Annotated in this window: 17 protein-coding genes; 11 read left to right on the top strand and 6 right to left on the bottom strand. The window is 65.3% G+C overall.

What is annotated here, in order from left to right; all coding sequences use genetic code 11:
- Positions 1-40: 40 nt before the first annotated feature.
- The 4 genes from IVB41_RS20760 to aat are packed head-to-tail and all read left to right on the top strand — an operon-like array spanning position 41 to position 3838.
- The gene (locus tag IVB41_RS20760; RefSeq protein ID WP_247434387.1) at positions 41-1558 is read left to right on the top strand and encodes a CHASE3 domain-containing protein; all 1518 of its coding nucleotides are present in this window, start codon (positions 41-43) and stop codon (positions 1556-1558) included.
- Positions 1555-1995 (top strand): response regulator, encoded by a 441-nt coding sequence (locus IVB41_RS20755; protein WP_027569825.1) that lies wholly within the window; start codon positions 1555-1557, stop codon positions 1993-1995. Before IVB41_RS20760 ends, IVB41_RS20755 begins: the two co-directional genes overlap by 4 nt.
- Positions 1992-3107 (top strand): sensor histidine kinase, encoded by a 1116-nt coding sequence (locus tag IVB41_RS20750; RefSeq protein WP_027569824.1) that lies wholly within the window; start codon positions 1992-1994, stop codon positions 3105-3107. The genes IVB41_RS20755 and IVB41_RS20750 overlap by 4 nt, the downstream gene beginning before the upstream one ends.
- A gap of 50 nt (positions 3108-3157) precedes the next feature.
- Positions 3158-3838, top strand: coding sequence for a leucyl/phenylalanyl-tRNA--protein transferase (aat, locus tag IVB41_RS20745; protein WP_026232743.1), 681 nt, complete (start codon positions 3158-3160; stop codon positions 3836-3838).
- A gap of 33 nt (positions 3839-3871) precedes the next feature.
- On the opposite strand, the gene IVB41_RS20740 is transcribed toward aat, so the two are convergent.
- Complete coding sequence (locus IVB41_RS20740; protein WP_247286243.1) at positions 3872-4906, bottom strand: DUF2155 domain-containing protein; 1035 nt, start codon at positions 4904-4906, stop codon at positions 3872-3874.
- A 207-nt stretch (positions 4907-5113) separates the two neighbouring features.
- Here IVB41_RS20740 and IVB41_RS20735 point away from each other — a divergent pair, with 207 nt between their 5' ends.
- Positions 5114-6061, top strand: a complete 948-nt coding sequence (locus IVB41_RS20735; RefSeq protein ID WP_247434384.1) for an alpha/beta hydrolase — start codon at positions 5114-5116, stop codon at positions 6059-6061.
- Positions 6062-6074: 13 nt separating this feature from the next.
- Positions 6075-7091: a Na+-dependent transporter gene (locus IVB41_RS20730; protein ID WP_247434381.1), complete on the top strand. Its 1017-nt coding sequence runs from the start codon at positions 6075-6077 to the stop codon at positions 7089-7091.
- A 41-nt stretch (positions 7092-7132) separates the two neighbouring features.
- Here IVB41_RS20730 and IVB41_RS20725 read toward each other — a convergent pair whose 3' ends face one another.
- On the bottom strand, positions 7133-7309 hold the full coding sequence (locus IVB41_RS20725; protein ID WP_008137831.1) for a hypothetical protein: 177 nt from the start codon (positions 7307-7309) through the stop codon (positions 7133-7135).
- A gap of 184 nt (positions 7310-7493) precedes the next feature.
- On the bottom strand, positions 7494-8435 hold the full coding sequence (locus IVB41_RS20720) for a GlxA family transcriptional regulator (protein ID WP_247361275.1): 942 nt from the start codon (positions 8433-8435) through the stop codon (positions 7494-7496).
- Between the two features lie 91 nt (positions 8436-8526).
- Between IVB41_RS20720 and IVB41_RS20715 the strand changes: the two genes are divergently transcribed.
- Complete coding sequence (locus tag IVB41_RS20715) at positions 8527-9213, top strand: DJ-1/PfpI family protein (protein ID WP_247434378.1); 687 nt, start codon at positions 8527-8529, stop codon at positions 9211-9213.
- A gap of 413 nt (positions 9214-9626) precedes the next feature.
- On the opposite strand, the gene IVB41_RS20710 is transcribed toward IVB41_RS20715, so the two are convergent.
- Positions 9627-10034, bottom strand: a complete 408-nt coding sequence (locus tag IVB41_RS20710; protein WP_247434375.1) for an NADH:ubiquinone oxidoreductase subunit NDUFA12 — start codon at positions 10032-10034, stop codon at positions 9627-9629.
- Positions 10035-10282: 248 nt separating this feature from the next.
- Between IVB41_RS20710 and IVB41_RS20705 the strand changes: the two genes are divergently transcribed.
- The 3 genes from IVB41_RS20705 (at position 10283) to IVB41_RS20695 (ending at position 13827) form a co-directional block, all read left to right on the top strand.
- On the top strand, positions 10283-10915 hold the full coding sequence (locus IVB41_RS20705) for a BA14K family protein (protein WP_027569816.1): 633 nt from the start codon (positions 10283-10285) through the stop codon (positions 10913-10915).
- Positions 10916-11155: 240 nt separating this feature from the next.
- Positions 11156-11578 (top strand): response regulator, encoded by a 423-nt coding sequence (locus IVB41_RS20700; RefSeq protein ID WP_027569815.1) that lies wholly within the window; start codon positions 11156-11158, stop codon positions 11576-11578.
- The gene (locus IVB41_RS20695) at positions 11575-13827 is read left to right on the top strand and encodes a CHASE3 domain-containing protein (protein WP_247434372.1); all 2253 of its coding nucleotides are present in this window, start codon (positions 11575-11577) and stop codon (positions 13825-13827) included. Before IVB41_RS20700 ends, IVB41_RS20695 begins: the two co-directional genes overlap by 4 nt.
- On the opposite strand, the gene IVB41_RS20690 is transcribed toward IVB41_RS20695, so the two are convergent.
- Positions 13824-14060 (bottom strand): arginase family protein, encoded by a 237-nt coding sequence (locus IVB41_RS20690; RefSeq protein WP_027569813.1) that lies wholly within the window; start codon positions 14058-14060, stop codon positions 13824-13826. The genes IVB41_RS20695 and IVB41_RS20690 overlap by 4 nt on opposite strands.
- Positions 14061-14557: 497 nt before the next feature.
- On the opposite strand from IVB41_RS20690, the gene IVB41_RS20685 reads away from it, so the two are divergent.
- Entirely contained in the window at positions 14558-15259 is a 702-nt protein-coding gene (locus IVB41_RS20685; protein ID WP_247434369.1) for an outer membrane protein, read from the top strand.
- A gap of 162 nt (positions 15260-15421) precedes the next feature.
- Here the strand turns inward: IVB41_RS20685 and IVB41_RS20680 are convergent, their stop codons facing one another.
- Positions 15422-16318, bottom strand: coding sequence for a DMT family transporter (locus tag IVB41_RS20680; RefSeq protein WP_247434367.1), 897 nt, complete (start codon positions 16316-16318; stop codon positions 15422-15424).
- Between the last annotated feature and the right edge of the window lie 757 nt (positions 16319-17075).

Genomic DNA, 17075 nt, shown 5'->3' with positions numbered 1-17075 from the left:
GCGTTTTGAAGTCCGGCAATCCTGATCGAGCGAGACCGTCGTGACCGCTGACGCGCAGCGACGGCGTACATTTTGGCAGATCCTGCTGTTCGCAGCGGGACTCCTGGTGCTGACCGTGATCAGCGCCGGCTCCGTCTACCTCGTCAACAAGGCGAGAGACGACAGCAAATGGGTGGTTCACACCATCGAGGCGGAGAACCAGATCAACGCCCTCCTGCTGGAAATCCGGCGGGCCGAGAGCGCCGCCCGCGGCTACCTTCTGACACAAGGGGCGGATTTCAAGGTCGAGCATGACAAGGCCGTGGCGGCCGTCATCCCCGCTCTCGACAAGCTCACGCGCCTGATCGGCGACAACCCGGCGCAACGCCAAAGCATCGAGAAGCTGAGCGCGGCGATCGAGACCAGGCTCGGGCAGTTCGCGCAGGAGATGGATTTCATCCGGCGGGGTGAGCCGGAGAAGGCCGCAGCGCTGGTCCGCGAGATCGCCTCCACGGACGCAACAGCCGTGATCGCCAATGTCGCGACGGGGATGATTCAGGAGGAGGAGCGGCTGTTCCGGCTCCGAACGGTCAATTCGGATCGCAGCCAGACCCTCGCCGCGTCGATGACCGGCATCGGCTCCGGCCTCGTCGTGCTGCTGGCGCTGATATCGATCTGGCTGGTGCGGCGCTCGGCTGGTGCCCGTGACGATGCCGAGGCGCGCCTGCGCGACGCCAACGTCAACCTGGAGGCCGTGGTCGACGAACGCACGGCCGATCTGCGCGAAGCCAATAACGAGATCCAGCGCTTTGCCTATATCGTCAGCCACGATCTGCGCTCGCCACTCGTCAACATCATGGGCTTCACCAGCGAACTCGAAGAGCTCGGCGGCGACATTTTCCGCCGTATCGGCGGCCTTACCCACGTCCCGGCCGACGGGCCGCCGCTGCCGGACGGCGCGATCGCGCTCGAAGGTCCCGACAAGCAGCTCTCAGCGGATTTTTCCGAAGCGCTGGGCTTCATCAAGTCGTCGATCGCCAAAATGGATCGCCTGATCTCGGCGATCCTCAATCTCACCCGCGAGGGCCGGCGCGAGTTCCAGCCGGAAAAGATCGACACCGCCGAGCTGATCGAAGCGATCGTATCGACGCTGGCGCATCAGGCCGCCGAGGCGCAGGCGGAGATCCAAGTCGCCCCCCTGCCCAATCTCGTCAGCGACCGCCTGGCGCTGGAGCAGATCTTCTCCAATCTGATCGACAACGCCATCAAATATCTCAAGCCCGGCGTCCCCGGCGAGATCAGAATCCGCGGGCGCACCAAGCTCGGCTACGCAATCTTCGAGATCAGCGATAACGGCCGCGGCATCGACCCCAAGGACCACCAGCGGATCTTCGACCTGTTTCGCCGTGCCGGAACCCAGGACAAGCCCGGTCAGGGCATCGGTCTTGCGCATGTGCGTGCACTTGTGCGTCGCCTCGGCGGCACCATGTCGGTATCATCGGAACTGAATACGGGCAGTACCTTCATCATCACGCTGCCCATTACCTGGAACACCAGCAACCGGAACGCGGATCAATGACTCAACCCGTCAGCATCATCATGATCGAGGACGACGAAGGGCACGCGCGGCTGATCGAGCGGAACATCCGAAGATCCGGCGTCAACAACGAGATCATCTCCTTTGCCAACGGCACGGACGCGATGAAATACCTGTTCGGGCCCGACGGCAGCGGGCTCGTGCAGAAAGGTAATGCGCTCCTGATCCTGCTCGATCTCAACCTTCCCGACATGACCGGGATCGACATTCTCAAGCAGATCAAGGAGAACAAATATCTGAAGGCCTCGCCCGTCGTGGTGCTGACCACCACCGACGATTCCCAGGAAATCAAGCGCTGCTACGAGCTCGGCTGCAATGTCTACATTACCAAGCCCGTGAACTACGAGAATTTCGCCAATGCCATCCGGCAGCTCGGCTTGTTCTTCTCGGTCATCCAGGTCCCGCCCGCCGCCCCATGAACCAGCGCATGCCCACACTGCTCTACATCGACGACGACGGGGCGCTTGCGCGTCTGGTCGATCGCGGTCTGACACGGCGCGGCTACAAGGTCGTTCACGCCGCAAGCGGCGAGGAAGGCCTCGAGCTCATCCGCCGCGCGGGCGCGCAGGACAGCATTGACCGCGGCATCGACGTCGTGGCGCTCGACCAGTACATGCCCGGCCTCGACGGACTGGAGACGCTGGAGCAGATCATGGCGATCCCGGGCGCGCCGCCGGTGGTCTTCGTCACCGCTTCGCAGGATTCCAGCATTGCGGTGACGGCGCTGAAAGCGGGCGCGGCCGATTATCTCGTCAAGGACGTCAAGGGCGACTTCATCCCCCTGCTTCACGTCGCGGCAGAGGGCGCGCTGCGCCAGGCCGAAATGCAGAAGGCGCGCGAGGAAGCCGAAGCCGAGATCCATGCCTCGCGCGACCGCTACGCGGCCCTTGCCGCCGAACGCGAAATGCTGCTGCGCGAGGTCAACCACCGCGTCGGCAACTCGCTCCAGATCATCGCCTCCCTGCTGCATCTGCAGGCAAGCTCCGCTGCGCAGGACGAGGTCAAGGCTGCGTTGACGAATGCGATGGGCCGCGTCGCCGCGGTCGCGCAGGTGCACCGCCGCCTCTACACCTCGCAGGACCTGAAGAGCGTGGTCCTGAACCAGTATCTGGACTCGCTGCTCGAGGATTTGCGCCGCTCGGCCGAGGGCAACCGGATGTCGCGCCTGACGCTGAAGGCCGAACCGATCGAGATCGATCCGGACCGTGCGGTCGCCGTCGGCATCATCGTCAACGAGCTGGTGATGAACGCGGTGAAATACGCCTACCCTGACGGCGCCGGCCCGATCCATGTCGAGCTGACCTCGCAGGGCGACGATCTCCTGCTGTCGATCAGCGACGATGGTGTCGGCGACAACGTCAAGGCCGATCCGCGCTCCACCGGCATGGGCCAGCGCATCGTCGCAGCCATGGCCACGAAGCTCGATGCTTCGGTCGAGCGCGACCCCACCCATTCCGGAACCCGCGTCATGTTGATGTTCCGCCGTGTCCCGGTTGCCGCCGGCAAGCCGGCTGCTGCCGCAGCGAACTGATCTGCACCGCCCATCGCAACCGCATTGCGATCCTGCTATTATGGCGAGCCATGACTTCGCGCGACTCTGCCCCGTCTGAAATCACGCCAGCCGTGCTGCTGCGGGCCTATGCCTGCGGCATCTTTCCGATGGCCGAAAGCGCCGATGATCCGACCCTGTTCTGGGTCGAGCCGGAGTTGCGCGGGGTCATCCCGCTCGACGGATTTCGCGTGGCTTCGCGGCTCGCGCGCACCGTGCGTTCGGATTCATTCCGCGTCACCGTCAACACCGCCTTCAAGGCAACGATCGCCGGCTGCGCCGCGCCGCAGGCCGGGCGCGAGGACACCTGGATCAACAAGCGCATCCGCGACCTCTATGGCGGGCTGTACGAGCTCGGCCATTGCCACAGCGTCGAGGCCTGGCAGGGCGAGGACCTCGTCGGCGGGCTTTATGGCGTCAGCCTGGGCCGGGCCTTTTTCGGCGAGAGCATGTTCCACACCGCGCGCGATGCCTCCAAGGTCGCGCTGGTGCATCTGGTCGCGCGGCTCATCCATGGCGGCTTCGAGCTGCTCGACACCCAGTACGTCACCGAGCACCTGAAGAGTTTTGGCGCGGCCGAGATTTCGCGGCGGCGCTACACCGCGCTGCTCGACAAGGCGCTCGCGGGCGAGCCCGGGGATTTCCTGAGGCTCTCCGCCGGTGAAGCGATCCCGGGCGCACGCGCGCTCGAGATCATCGCCGCGCGGCAATAATCAGGGATATTAGCCAACCCCCGGGGATTTGGCCTAGCGGCCGAACCCGGGGATACCGAACAGACCCGGGCGCTGCTCGGGCGGCGGAGGTGGTGGCGGCGGTGCCGGCTGCTGCTGCTGGATCGGCGGCAGCGGCTGCGGCGGACGCTGCTGCACCTGCTTGGGCGCGGCTTTCTTCTGCGCGGGCGGCGGCGGTGGCGGCTTGGTGCCGGGATCCGGTGCCGCGGTCGCAATCGTCTGCTGCGGCTCTTTGCAGTCGGTGAGCCAGATATCGTAGATCGGGTGCTCGACGCCGTGCAGGCCTGGACTTGCCGCGTACATCCAGCCCGAGAAGATGCGCTTCACCTCACCCTGCAAGGTGATCTCGTCGACCTCGACGAAGGCGTCGGTGTTGGCGGCCTCGGTCGCCGGCCGCGTGTAGCAGGCGTCGGTTTTGACGCGCAGCGCACCGAACTGCACGGTCTCGCCGATCTCCTCGTCGAAATTGATGATGCGCCCGGTGATCTTGTCGAGACCGGAGAAGGTCGCCTTCTTGTTCACGATCTTCTGGGCCGGCGGCTCGGTGACGACCTCGTCGCCCGGCTGAAGGCTCGCCGGCGTCTGCGGGACTGCGCCTCCGGGCGCGCCCTTCTGCTGCGGCTGGCGCTGACCCGGCGCGCCTTGCGGATTGGGTGGAGCGACCGCGACGGACGGCGGCTGGTTTGGCGGAGCTGCGCTAGACCCTGGCGGCGGCGCCAGAGGCTGGGTCTCGACCGGCCCCGGCATCACATTGCCCTGCCGACCCGGCGGTGGCGCCATCGGACGCGACGGCAGCACACGGCCCTGCGGCGGCAGCTCCGGCACCTCTTCGTCGTCGTCGGGCATCTGCTGCTGCGGCTGGGGCTGGCCACGCGGAATGTTGCCGGGCGGCCGCAGCGGCGGCGGATCGGAGAAGATCGTACCGATCTGCGCCTGCGCCGGCGTCGCAGCCGTCAGTGCGGTGGCGGCCAGAAGCGCCGCAAGACCTGTCAGAGTAAATGTTCGAAACATCTCGCGCGGCTTCAACAGCGAATCGGGCTTGCTGGACATTCTACAGGGGATACCGCCGCTCGCAGGCCATCCGGTTAACACGGCGAATACGGCGGGGGAAGGGCGGCATCCCTGCCCTTCCCGGCCCGGTCTGGCCAGATCGGCCCCCGGATGGGATAGTCGAGCACTCCTCTCAGGGGTCAGACGGGCATCGCCCCCGAAAACGACGTCCAACGAACAACCCGAAACCCGCAAGGTCGCTCCCCCATGCCCGTCGTGCTCGATCCCGATGCCGCCGCCGTCTACAAGGCCTTCCAGGAGGCCGGTCGGCCCGCCTACGAGACGCTGACCGCCCCGGAAGCGCGGGCCTATTACGCGCAGGCACGCTTTGCGACCAATCCCGAGCCACCGGACCTCGCGCGCGTCACGCCGCTATCGATCCCGGCACCGCACGGCGCCATTCCCGCGCGTCTCTATGTTCCGAAGGAGCCGCGCCGGCATGATGGTTTGTCGCCAGCGCTGGTGTTCTTCCACGGCGGCGGCTGGGTGATCGGCGATCTCGATTCCCATGACGTCGTCTGCCGCCAGCTCGCCGACGCCGGCGCGCTGATCGTGATCTCGGTGGATTACCGCCTCGCGCCCGAGCACAAATTTCCCGCCGCCATTGATGACGCGATCGCCGCGACCAAATGGGTCGCCGCCAACGCGCGCGAGCTCGGCATCGACGCCTCCCGGCTGTCGATCGGCGGCGACAGCGCTGGCGGCAATCTCGCCGCCGTCGTCGCGCTCGCCGCGCGCGACGGCAACGGTCCCGCGATCGCGGCCCAGTTGCTGATCTACCCGGCGACCGATTTCGCCATGACGCATGGCTCTCACCGCGAGCCCGAGACCAGCGTGCTGCGGACGCATTCGGTGATCCGCTGGTTTCGCGACCACTATCTCAACGGCGCCGCCGATATCCACGACTGGCGCGCCTCGCCGGCACGGGCGACAAACCTGGCCGGACTGCCGCCGGCCTATGTGCTCACCGCCGGTGCCGATCCCCTGCGCGACGAAGGCGACGAATATGCCCACCGCCTGAAGCAGGCCGGCGTGCCCGTGGCTACCAAGCACTATCCCGGCCAGTTCCACGGCTTCATCACGATGGGAAAATTGCTGCGTGAGGCCAATGTCGCCGTGAGCGAGATCGGCGCGTGGCTGAAAGGATTGGGCTGAAACGCCATTTCCCATGCCGCCCGTTCTTCAAAGCATATTCGCCCTCCCCCTGCGCGGGCTGACATGGCTCGGCGGCCAAGGCACCCGCGCGGTGGCCGCCGTCGTGTTCATCGCGCTCGCGGTGCCGCCGCTCGGGGCGTTGCTGCGCCCCTACGTCACCGAGGCGATCTTCGTTCTGCTCTGCATCTCCTTCATGCGGGTCGATCTCGCCGCGCTCACCGGCCATCTGCGCCGGCCGGCGCTGGTCGGGACCGCCACCGTCTGGACCATGATCGGCGTGCCCGTGATCGTCGGGCTGATGGTCCATGTCACCGGGCTCACGGCGCGCGCGCCCGACCTTGCGCTGGCCTTGATGCTGCAGAGCATGGCCTCGCCAATGATGGCCGCGCCGGCGTTGGCCGCGCTGATGGGCCTCGATGCCACGCTGGTGCTGGTCACGCTGGTGAGCGCGACCGCGCTGGTGCCGTTCACGGCATCGCTGTTCGCGAGCCTGTTCCTCGGCGACATGCTCAGCATCTCGCCGCCTGCGCTGGGGCTGAAGCTGCTTGGCATCCTCGCAGCATCGCTGCTGGCAGCGACCGTGATCCGGCAGGTCTTCGGCGCGGCCGCGATCCAGCGCCACAGGCAGCCGATCGACGGCTTCAACATCGTCATCCTGCTGGTCTTCGCGACCGCGATCATGGGCGATGTCGCAAGCGATCTCGTCGCCCGGCCGGTCTCCACTCTGGGCTTCGCAGCTCTCGCCTTCGCGATCTATTTCACGCTGCTCGCCGTGACCACGCTGCTGTTCCGCCGCATCGGCTATGAGCGCGCGCTGGCGCTCGGGCTGATGGTGTCACAGCGCAATCTGGGCCTGATGCTCGCCGCGACCGCCGGCGCGCTGCCGCCCACCACCTGGCTCTATTTCGCGATGACGCAGTTTCCCATTCACCTGGCGCCCTACATGCTGATGCCGATCGCGCGGCGCTTGACGGCGCGCGCACAGGCCTCGGGCGCCGCGGCGACCGGCGGCAAGGCCGCATCGGGCTGAACCAATCCGCAAGTCAACCGCTGGTGACCAAGCGAACGTGGTCACGCAGCGCGCCAATGTCCCTTGTGAATGTCGAACTTCACGGCACCGTCGTCACGCATCTTCAACAGGAGCGATTGGCAGTCGTCCTGGTTCTTGATGTTCACGCGCTTCATGATGTCGAAAGTCTTCAGAGGTTTTTCGCGAAGGGCAATCAGAATCTTTTCTCGATCGGTCATTGGGGTTCCTTGCATCGGTTTCGGCGACGGTACGTGTTGTACAGATCGTCCGCAACGGCTGCATTCGCTTGAGGGAGGTCGGTTCCGGGTCCAAAAGGCGAAATGCCGCGCAATATGCAAGTCTGCTCAAATATCCAAGTCTACTCACCCGCTCAAGCGGCCTCTCCAAATCGGTGAATTCTCCCTACCCGGCCCTTGCCGCGCGCCGCAGCGCCTGCGGCGGCTGGCCGAAGGCGCGGATGAAAGCGCGCCGCATGCGCTCGGGGTCGCCGAAGCCGGTTGTCTCCGCGACGAGCTCGATCGCCTCGCGCGAGGACTGCACGCGCTCGCGCGCGACCTCGATGCGCAAGCGCTCGATGGCCTTCGAGGGCGTCGTGCCGGTCTCGGCGGCAAAGGCGCGGGCAAAATGCCGCGCACTCATGCCAGCGCGGTCGGCGAGATCTTCGACCGTCAAGCGAGCGTCGAGGTTCTCGCGCGCCCAGGACAGCAGCGCGCCGAAGCGCCCGTTCGGCGTCTTCAATTCCAGAAGTGACGAGAACTGCGACTGGCCGCCGCTGCGGCGATGATACAACACGAGCTGCCGCGCGGTGTCCTGCGCGATCTGCTCACCGTGGTCCTCGGTCACCATCGCGAGCGCGAGGTCTATGCCCGCCGTGATGCCTGCCGACGTCCACACATTGTCGTCGCGCGTGAAAATCTGGTCCGGCTCGAACTTCACCTTGGGATAGCGCGCGACGAAATCCCGCGTGCGTCCCCAATGGGTGGTGGCGCGACGGCCGTCGAGCAATCCCGCCTCCGCCAGCACATAGGCGCCCGAGCAGACGCTGGCGACCCGCACGCCGCGCCGCGCCAGCCGCTGCACGAAGGCGCGCGTGACCTCGCAGCGCGCGGCATCCGTCACGCCCGCGCCTCCCGCCACGACCAGCGTCGTGATCGCATTCGCCGACTTGAAGTCGCGCGCCATCATCTCCACGCCGGACGAGCTGCGCACGGGCCCCGCGTTCACCGCCAGCACGCGGATCCCGGGTGTCGTCTTGCCCGTGCAGCGCGCCGCGATCTCGAACACCGAGATCGGGCCGGCCGCATCGAGCAACTGGAAGTCCGGGAAGATCAGGATGCCGATCATGGTCATGTCCGAAAGCGAGGGAAATACGCCATTTTGGACAGAAGGGCATCATGAGAGGCTGCGTCCGTCAAGCTCAAAATTGGAGGCTCTCATGTCGTCCCCGCTCCAGATCGGTCTCTTGGTGTTTCCGCGCGTCACCCAGCTCGATTTTACGGGCCCCTTGCAGGTGTTCTCCTCTGTGCCGGGCGCAAAACTGCATTTGATCTGGAAACGGATCGAGCCGGTGCCGAGCGATTCCGTGCTGACACTGACGCCGACCACAACGTTCGCCGACTGCCCGCAGCTCGACGTGATCTGCGTGCCCGGCGGCGGCGGCACCAACGACCTGCTCAATGACGAGGAGGTGCTCGGTTTCCTGCGCCGGCAGGGCGAGGGCGCCAAATACGTCACCTCGGTCTGCACGGGATCGCTGGCGCTCGGCGCCGCCGGCCTCCTGAAGGGCTACCGCGCCGCCACGCACTGGAGCGCGATGGAGATGCTCGCTCAGTTCGGCGCGACGCCGACCAAGACGCGCGTCTGCGTCGACCGCAACCGCATCACCGGCGGCGGCGTCACCGCGGGAATCGATTTCGCGCTGACCCTGGTGTCGATCATGGTCGATCGCACCACCGCGGAGGCGATCCAGCTCCAACTCGAATATAATCCGGCCCCGCCGTTCAATGCAGGCTCGCCCGACACCGCACCCGCCGAGGTGCTGACATTGCTGAAAGAGCGTGGCGCGCAGGGTCAGGCGCGGCGGCTAGAGGCGGTGAAGCGCGCGGCTGAGCGGATGACCTAGTCTCCGCTCTCGTGTCCCGGGCGCGCTGCAGCGCGTAGCGGTGCTGCGCACGGACGCGACATCCAGTTGTGCCTCCATGAAAGAAAAAGGCCGCCCGGTTTCCCGAGCGGCCTTTCCTGTCTTACGGCGGCTGCACATTTCATCGGGCGATTTCGGAGCTTCCAGACCGGGGGCCTATTTCCCGATCGAGTCCTGGTCGGCGGCCGCTGCATTTCGGGACAGTCGCGAACTGTTGCCCGAACCGAACGCGATGGTCTCCCATCTCCGTAAGATGCGACCATTGAGCCGCATCGCCCGCGTGGCTGCAATGCCCGCGCAGGACTCATCCCCGCTGTTCCCGCTGTCCACAGCAGAGCGAGGCGGATGCGGGTGCATCCACTCCAACGACAAGGGTTGAGACGGGAATCGGAAGCCTAGCTGGGCGTCCAAGGCTGATAGTCGCCGGTCGCCTTGGGCCGCTTGCCGCTGGCGAGCGTCGAGCCCGAGGGACGGTAGGCGTTGGCCGTGCCGGTGAGATTGGGCTGGTGCGGCTTTTCCCACTCGCGCGGCTGGTAGCTGTCCTGCGTCGGCGGCACGTCGACGGTGTGATGCATCCAGCCGTGCCAGGACGGCGGGATACGGCTGGCCTCGGCGTAGCCGTTATAGACCACCCAGCGCCGCTCGAAGCCGAGGGCCGGATCGATCGCCCCGCCGCGGGTGCGATAATAGAGGTTGCCCTGCTCGTCCTGGCCGACCAGCTCGCCATAGCGCCTGGTCCAGAGTTGGGTGCCAAACGTCTGGCCATTCCACCAGGTGAAGAACTTGAGGAAGAATTGTTTCATGCGGCAAGGGCCCTGCTTCGTCGGGTCCTGATGCCATCCGGACGGCGAAATGTCCAGTTCGGCGGGGGCGGCGGTGCCCTGCTGCAGATGCGGTCGCCGGGCACACCGACTCTGCCGCAAATCGGACGCGATCCGTTCATGCCGGATACAGCGTCGCCATGAAAACTTGTCCTCGCACGCAAACCGCCGTGATCCCAGGAACTACAGCCCTTTCATCGGGTTTGCTTCCGGGAAAAGGAGTTTTGATCATGAGAAGTCTGAAAGTCTTGAGCGCGGCTGCGGCCGTGGCGCTGGTTCTCCCGTTGGCGACGCCAAGCTTCGCGCAAGGTCGCGGCGGACATGGCGGTGGCGGCGGTGGCCATTTCGGCGGAGGTGGCGGTGCCCACTTCGGCGGCGGCGGCGGCGGTGGCGCTCACTTTGGCGGTGGCGGCGCCCGCATGGGCGGCGGCAACTTCGGCGGCGCGAGGATCGGTGGCGGCGGTGGCAATTTCGCAGCAGGTACAGCCATGCGTCCCAGCGGCGGAGCTGCTTTCAACGGCGGCGGCGGGCGCAGCTTCGCAGCAGCCGGGGGTCAGCACTGGAATGGCGGCGGCGGTCATTGGCACGGCGGCGGCTGGCGCCATCGCGGCGGCGGCTTCTGGCCCGGTGTCGCGGCAGGCGCTGCGATCGGCGGCCTCGGCTCGTACGCCTATTACGGCGGCGGCTATTACAACGACCCCTACTACTATGGCGACGACAGCTATTATGATGAGCCGTCAGTAGCCGTGGTCCCAGATAGCGGCGGCGACTCCGCGGGCTACTGCGCGCAGCGCTACAAGTCCTACGATCCGGCGTCCGGCACTTATCTCGGCTATGACGGCCAGCGTCATCCCTGCCCGTAACACGACCTGCAACACGTGAAGAAGAAGGCGTCGCAGCGATGCGGCGCCTTTTTGGCATTCGGGCGCCTCACCTGTTTCGCTCGCCTCATGTTCGCCATCGGCGACTGTCGCATACAACCGATGCGCGGATCTTTATTCACCGCACCGTGCATACCTACCCTTATCCAATCCCAAATTGACCCGACGCGCGATTCACCTGTATCAACTTGGCTATGGGGACTTCGATGACTGGGAAGTGTCATGCCGCGTATTCTCGTGGTCGATGACGATCCGATGGTCGGTGCGACCATCGAGGTCCTCCTCCAACGTCAGGGCTTCGACGTCACGTTGACTGACGGCGGAGAAACGGGTTTGGCTGCGCTCGAAACCCAGAGTTTCGACGTGATGCTGGTCGACATCTTCATGCCGCATATGCGCGGCTTCGAGTCCATTCGCATCTTTCACGAGCGCGCGCCGGCGGTTCCGCTGATCGCGATGTCCGGCTACGCCTTCGCCTCATCCGCCTCGCCCTCTCCCGACTTCCTCCGGATGGCGCTGGAGCTTGGCGCGACCCGCTGCCTGCGCAAGCCGTTCACGCCGGACGCGCTGCTGACCACGATCCGGGAATGCATCGCCGCGCCGGGCGATGGCTCGCAGCCGAAGGACAAGAAAGAAGCCCCTTGATCCCAACGCAGCGCGTCATTCTCGGTGCTGGACTTGCCATCCTCCTGATCATCACCGCAGCCTCGATCGGCCTCGACGTCAAGTCGCGGTCCGACGCGGCCTGGGTCAATCACACCGTCCAGGTGCTGAAGAAGATCTCCGACCTGCGCGTGCTGATGCGCAGTGCCGAGAGCGCCGCACGCGGCTACGAGATCTATCGCAACCCGAGCTTCAGCGAGGAATTCCAGGCGGTGCACGCCCGGATCGCACCGGCACTCGCCGACCTCAAGCGCAGCGTGCGCGACACTCCGGAACATGTCGCGCTGCTCGAGGGCACCGAGCCGCTGGCGCTGCGCCGGATCGAGATCGCCGCCGAAGTGATGCGCCTGCGCGCCGGAAACGACCAGGCCGGCATTGCCGCGCTCCAGGGCAAGGGCGAGGGCCGTGGCCACATGGACACGGTGATGGGCAATTTCGATCATCTGAGCGCAGAAGAAGAACGATTGCTCGCGGCGCGCTCCCAGGATTCGCGCCGCACCGGCATCGTGCTGCTCGGCATCGACGTCGCCGGCGCGCTGGTGATCCTGCTGCTGGTCGTGATGATGATGCGCGAGAGCCGGCGCACCGAGGGCGCACTCAAGAGCACGCTATTGGAGACCACGGCCGCCAACCAGCAGCTCGAGACCGCAGTGGCCGAGCGCACCGAGCATCTGGTCACCGCGCATGACGAGCTCCGCCTGTCGGTCAACGTGCTCCAGAGCACCTTCCACAGCATGGCGGAAGCGGTGCTGGTCATCGACGCCGAGGGCAACGTCCTTCTGTCCAATCCGGCCGCGGAGCGCATGCTGCTGCACCGGACCGGCATGAACCTGCGCAATCTGCGGGCGCTGTCCAGCGTGCTTCACGGCGACGGCGTCACCCCGCTCAAGCCGGACGAACTGCCGTCGGCACGCGTGCTGCGCGGCGAGCCGTTCGAGAATATGGAGATGATCGTCCGCCCGCACAGCGGCAATGCTCCCCGTCATCTCATGATCAGCGGCCGGCCGATGCTGGACGGGCAAGGCAACGTCTCCGGCGCGGTGCTGGTCTATCACGACGCGACCATGTCGCGCGAGACCGAGCGGCAATTGTACCAGTCGCAGAAGCTGGATGCGATCGGCAAGCTCACCGGCGGCGTCGCGCACGACTTCAACAACATGCTGACCGTGATCTCCGGCAATACCGAGACGCTGGTGGCAAGCCTGAAGCAGCAGCCCGAGCTCCAGCGCGTGGCGCGCCTGATCGACGAGGCCGCCGAACGCTGCGCCGAGCTGATCCAGCATCTGCTCGCCTTCGCGCGCAGGCAGCCGCTGCAGCCGCGCAACGTCGAGATCAACGCCGCGGTCGCGGACATCGCGAAACTCCTGCGCCCCACCCTCGGCGAGCAGATCGAGATCGAGACCGTGCTCGAACAGGGGCAGATGACCGCGCACATCGATCCGTCCCGCCTCACCAATGCCCTGCTCAACATGGCGATCAACGCGCGTGACGCCATGCCGAACGGCGGCAAGCTGCTGCTCGAGGCCCACCGCGTCGTGCTCGACCAGGCCTATGCGCAAAACAATCCCGACGTACGGCCCGGTCCTTACGTGATGCTCGCCGTCAGCGACACCGGCACCGGCATGCCGGCGGAGGTGCAGCAGCAGGCGTTCGAGCCGTTCTTCACCACCAAGGAGGTCGGCAAGGGAAGCGGCCTCGGCCTTTCCATGGTCTACGGCTTCGTCAAGCAGTCCGGCGGCCACATCAAGATCTACAGCGAGGAAGGCCACGGCACCACGATCAAGCTCTATCTGCCGCCGGGCGAAGGCATGGCCGAGGTGGCTCCCACCACCACGCCGCAGGCGGAAGGCGGCGCAGAGACCATTTTCGTGGTCGAGGATGACCCGCTGGTGCGCAACTTCGTCACCGTGCAGCTCCAGAGCCTCGGCTACCAGACCGTCGCCGCGCCCGACGGCAAGGCCGCGCTCGAATTGATCCAGGCCGGCCAGCCGTTCGATCTGCTGTTCACCGACGTCGTCATCCCCGGCGGCATGAGCGGACGCGAGCTCGCCGACAAGGTGGCGACGATCCGCCCCGGGGTGAAGGTGCTCTACACCTCCGGCTACACCGACAACGCCATCGTCCACCACGGCAAGCTCGACGACGGCGTCATGCTGCTGACAAAACCCTACCGCCGCAACCAGCTCGCCGAGATGATCAGGAAGGCGCTGGGAGGCGCGGTGGCGGGCTAGCGTTTCTGCTTGGCGGCACATCCAATGGCGTTGCAGATGATCCGCGCTGCGCAGATCGCCCCAATAGTCTGCACATCACGTTCCGGCACCAATTCGACTAGATCGAGACCGACAATTCTGGCCTTCGAGGCGACGCCCGCGATCAGGTCTATGACGTCGAAATAGGACAGGCCCGCTCTCAGGAGCCGTTGCAACAGGGGTAGCGTGCGTTTACTCCGAACAACATAAGCCATAGCCGCAGCGTAAGAGGCACGTGTTTTGGCGTCTCGATCGCACCTGGCGGTTCCTCGGCCAGGTAGACAAACCGAACCCCAGGAAAAACCCGACTGAGCTGCAGCTGAACGTCAGCCACGCTGCCCAGTGCAGTCCGGTTCGATTTTGCGGATCACTCCACGCAATGACATCTGACACCTCGGCTTTTGTGCGTACACCAAGGTTGTCGTTCCTTCCTGCCCCGGCGGTAGCCCGTCAACAACATAGACTCCTGCAATCGGCCCCATAGCCGACTTGTCGCTCTTCGCACATTTCGCAGTGTTTCGATGCCTACCAATCGTCGCGACAACAGGCGAGTGTGGCTTTCCGGGGACAGTAATTTGCCAGAATAGCGCTACTTTCGGGCCACGATTTCGGATGCGCCATGGGAGAGTGGACATGAAAAAGATCGTGATCTCTATCGCCGCTATAGCAGCATTCACCGGATCAGCTATCGCCGCAGATATGGCTCCTCGTTATGCGAAGGCTCCACCCCCCCGCACCTGTCACGGTCTATAATTGGACGGGTTGCTATGTTGGCGGCAACGTCGGCGGTGGTTGGGCCCGGACTGATCAAACCCGAGTGTCGCGACTCGGTGTACTGTTTCCGGCGGACTATGGTTCTAGCGATAACAGCCAGGTCATTGGCGGCGGTCAGATCGGATGCGATTACCAATTTGCTGGAAATTGGGTGGTCGGTATCCAAGGCATGTACGATTATGCTCGCATCGGCAGTTCGCACGCTTTGCCAGCGTTCCCGACCTTTACCTCCGTTAACGAGACCAAAGACGTTTGGACTGTCACGGGCCGCGTCGGCTATTTATTCGTTCCGCAGCTGCTTGGCTATATCAAGGGCGGTGGCGCTTGGACCCGGCAGGACAATACCGTCGTGCAGCCCAGCGGAGCTCTTTCCGAAACGGCTCTGGGTGTGAACCGTTCTGGTTGGACAGTGGGTGGCGGTCTCGAGTGGATGTTCGCTCCGGGCTGGTCGGCTTTTGCCGAGTACAATTATATGGACTTCGGCCGTCGAGACGTTCAGCACATCTCGGCCGTTACCGGCAGTGGCTTCGTGGCGGGACTTCCCTCCGAAGTCATCTCGACTCGGCTGGAGGTATCTACCGCGACGGTCGGCGTAAACTACAAGTTCAACTTCGGCGGTCCGGTCGTCGCCAGGTACTGATCCTTAAGAGCACTGCGAAAGCCCCGGCATCCTCCGGGGCTTTTTTGTGTGCTCAGCATGCCGCCGATCGGTCCATCCGCGACCTCGGAAGCCTTCCGCTCTCCGGCCGATGATGGCGGTCAAGCGGACATCAGGCGGCCAGCCTCTTCATGAGGACTCGCTCTACCGCGTCGCCAGCACCACCGCCGCCAGCGTGAACACCAGCGCGGCGATCTGCCCTGCCCCCAACGGTTCGCCGAGCGCGATCGCGGACGCCACGACGCCGATGACAGGCACCGCCATGGTGCCGATCGCGGCGACGGAGGCCGGCAGGCGCGCAAGGGCAGCGAACCAGCTGACATAGGCGATGCAGAACTGGACCACGGTCGAATAGACCAGCAGCCACCATCCGACCGGCGTCACCAGCTCCAGATGCGTGGTCTCGACGGCGAGGCCGATGATCGTGATCGGCAGGCAGCCGATCCCGATCTGCCAGGCCGCGGCCGTGATCGGCGGCAGGCGGATCGGATACTTCTTCGAAAACACCGTGCCGGCGGCGAAGCCGATCGCGCCACACAGCGCCATGATGATGCCCGGCAGCTTGTCCGCGGTGGCGGCAAAGCCGTTGCCGCCCATGATCGAGGCGAGGCCGGCAAAGGCCATCACCAGTGCGATGGTGCGCAACAAGGTCGGCCGCTCGCCGAGCACCGGCCAGGCGATCAGCGAGGCCCAGACCGGCATGGTGTAGGCGATCAGCGCCGCTTCGCTCGCCGGCAGCCACAGCAGCGCCAGACCCATCAGCACCATCCAGCCGGTGACATTGAGGAGCGCGGCGGTCACGAGGCGCGGCCAGATCTCTCGCGGGACGGTGAGGCTATCAGCGCGGATCAGCGCCAGCGCCGCCAGCAGCACCGCGCCGAGCACGCCGGTGACCCCGCGCAAGGTCAGCGGCGGCAGCTCGGAGAGCAGGAATTTCGTCACCGGCCAGTTGAAGCCCCAGCCCACCGAGGTGATGGCGAGGAACATCAGGCCGGCCGGGGCGATGCGCGGTCGCAGCACCGGCCGAGTCGAATCAAGCATGTGGGCAATCCGGCAAAATCGGACCGAGCTTGGCGCGGATTCGCGCCTCCCACCACCACCCCTGCGGGCATGCCTGCCCTCACCTTCCGTAGCCCTACGTGAGTCCCCCGGAGGCAAGCCCGCCATTCAAAAATATACCTGCCCTGTGAACAGCGGGGTGAAGCCTCCGTGGCACCACAAGATGCAAATTTTTTCGGTTGGGAATCCCTGAGGACTCACTGATACTTGGCTCAACAACAGGCGCGGGCCTGCCCCCTGTTATCCCCCACAATCCACCATATTTAGTATTTGATTCAGGAACTCGCACTAGTTCTTGACGGGCGTAACGGAGAGTCCTAGTTTTCGATCCGTTCGGCGCGAGTGTGTTTGCGTCCCGCCGGCACTCCCCCAAAGGGTCTGCAAAACAGCACTCCGCCAAGCCAGACAAAGGCAGCGGGATACGGGCTTGTCTGCCCGGCGAGAGCGGACCTTTCGGGCGCCTGAACGGGCTGGAAACAGGCCCGGATGGCAATGGTTGAAGACGTGCAGTGGTTGAAGACTTGATGTGTGGGGCGTTGAACGCATGTCGGGCTCATCCCTTTGGGGCGGATGGGTCTGGACGTGCCGGCGGATGATCGGTGCGCGCATCGAGGAATCGCGTCGGGAGAAAATGGGCCGGGTCTACCGGCTGAGCTGCGTTGCCAAGGGGCCCGACCGCCCTCAAGCACCGCGAAATGAAATGATGACCCGGCACGCCTGAACGGAGGCGGTCCGGTCA

This window comes from Bradyrhizobium sp. 44 (genome assembly GCF_023073095.1).
GTDB lineage: Bacteria > Pseudomonadota > Alphaproteobacteria > Rhizobiales > Xanthobacteraceae > Bradyrhizobium.
The sequence above is the reverse complement of the archived record's forward strand: the minus strand, read 5'-3'. Positions and strand labels throughout refer to the sequence as shown.

Bases quoted from the DNA above. Each gene is read 5' to 3' on its own strand.
- IVB41_RS20755 (WP_027569825.1), top strand. From the start codon at position 1,555: ATGACTCAACCCGTCAGCATCATCATGATCGAGGACGACGAAGGGCAC.
- IVB41_RS20750 (WP_027569824.1), top strand. From the start codon at position 1,992: ATGAACCAGCGCATGCCCACACTGCTCTACATCGACGACGACGGGGCG.
- aat (WP_026232743.1), top strand. From the start codon at position 3,158: ATGACTTCGCGCGACTCTGCCCCGTCTGAAATCACGCCAGCCGTGCTG.
- IVB41_RS20740 (WP_247286243.1), bottom strand. From the start codon at position 4,906: ATGTCCAGCAAGCCCGATTCGCTGTTGAAGCCGCGCGAGATGTTTCGA.
- IVB41_RS20735 (WP_247434384.1), top strand. From the start codon at position 5,114: ATGCCCGTCGTGCTCGATCCCGATGCCGCCGCCGTCTACAAGGCCTTC.
- IVB41_RS20730 (WP_247434381.1), top strand. From the start codon at position 6,075: ATGCCGCCCGTTCTTCAAAGCATATTCGCCCTCCCCCTGCGCGGGCTG.
- IVB41_RS20725 (WP_008137831.1), bottom strand. From the start codon at position 7,309: ATGACCGATCGAGAAAAGATTCTGATTGCCCTTCGCGAAAAACCTCTG.
- IVB41_RS20720 (WP_247361275.1), bottom strand. From the start codon at position 8,435: ATGATCGGCATCCTGATCTTCCCGGACTTCCAGTTGCTCGATGCGGCC.
- IVB41_RS20715 (WP_247434378.1), top strand. From the start codon at position 8,527: ATGTCGTCCCCGCTCCAGATCGGTCTCTTGGTGTTTCCGCGCGTCACC.
- IVB41_RS20710 (WP_247434375.1), bottom strand. From the start codon at position 10,034: ATGAAACAATTCTTCCTCAAGTTCTTCACCTGGTGGAATGGCCAGACG.
- IVB41_RS20705 (WP_027569816.1), top strand. From the start codon at position 10,283: ATGAGAAGTCTGAAAGTCTTGAGCGCGGCTGCGGCCGTGGCGCTGGTT.
- IVB41_RS20700 (WP_027569815.1), top strand. From the start codon at position 11,156: ATGCCGCGTATTCTCGTGGTCGATGACGATCCGATGGTCGGTGCGACC.
- IVB41_RS20690 (WP_027569813.1), bottom strand. From the start codon at position 14,060: ATGGCTTATGTTGTTCGGAGTAAACGCACGCTACCCCTGTTGCAACGG.
- IVB41_RS20685 (WP_247434369.1), top strand. From the start codon at position 14,558: ATGCGAAGGCTCCACCCCCCCGCACCTGTCACGGTCTATAATTGGACG.
- IVB41_RS20680 (WP_247434367.1), bottom strand. From the start codon at position 16,318: ATGCTTGATTCGACTCGGCCGGTGCTGCGACCGCGCATCGCCCCGGCC.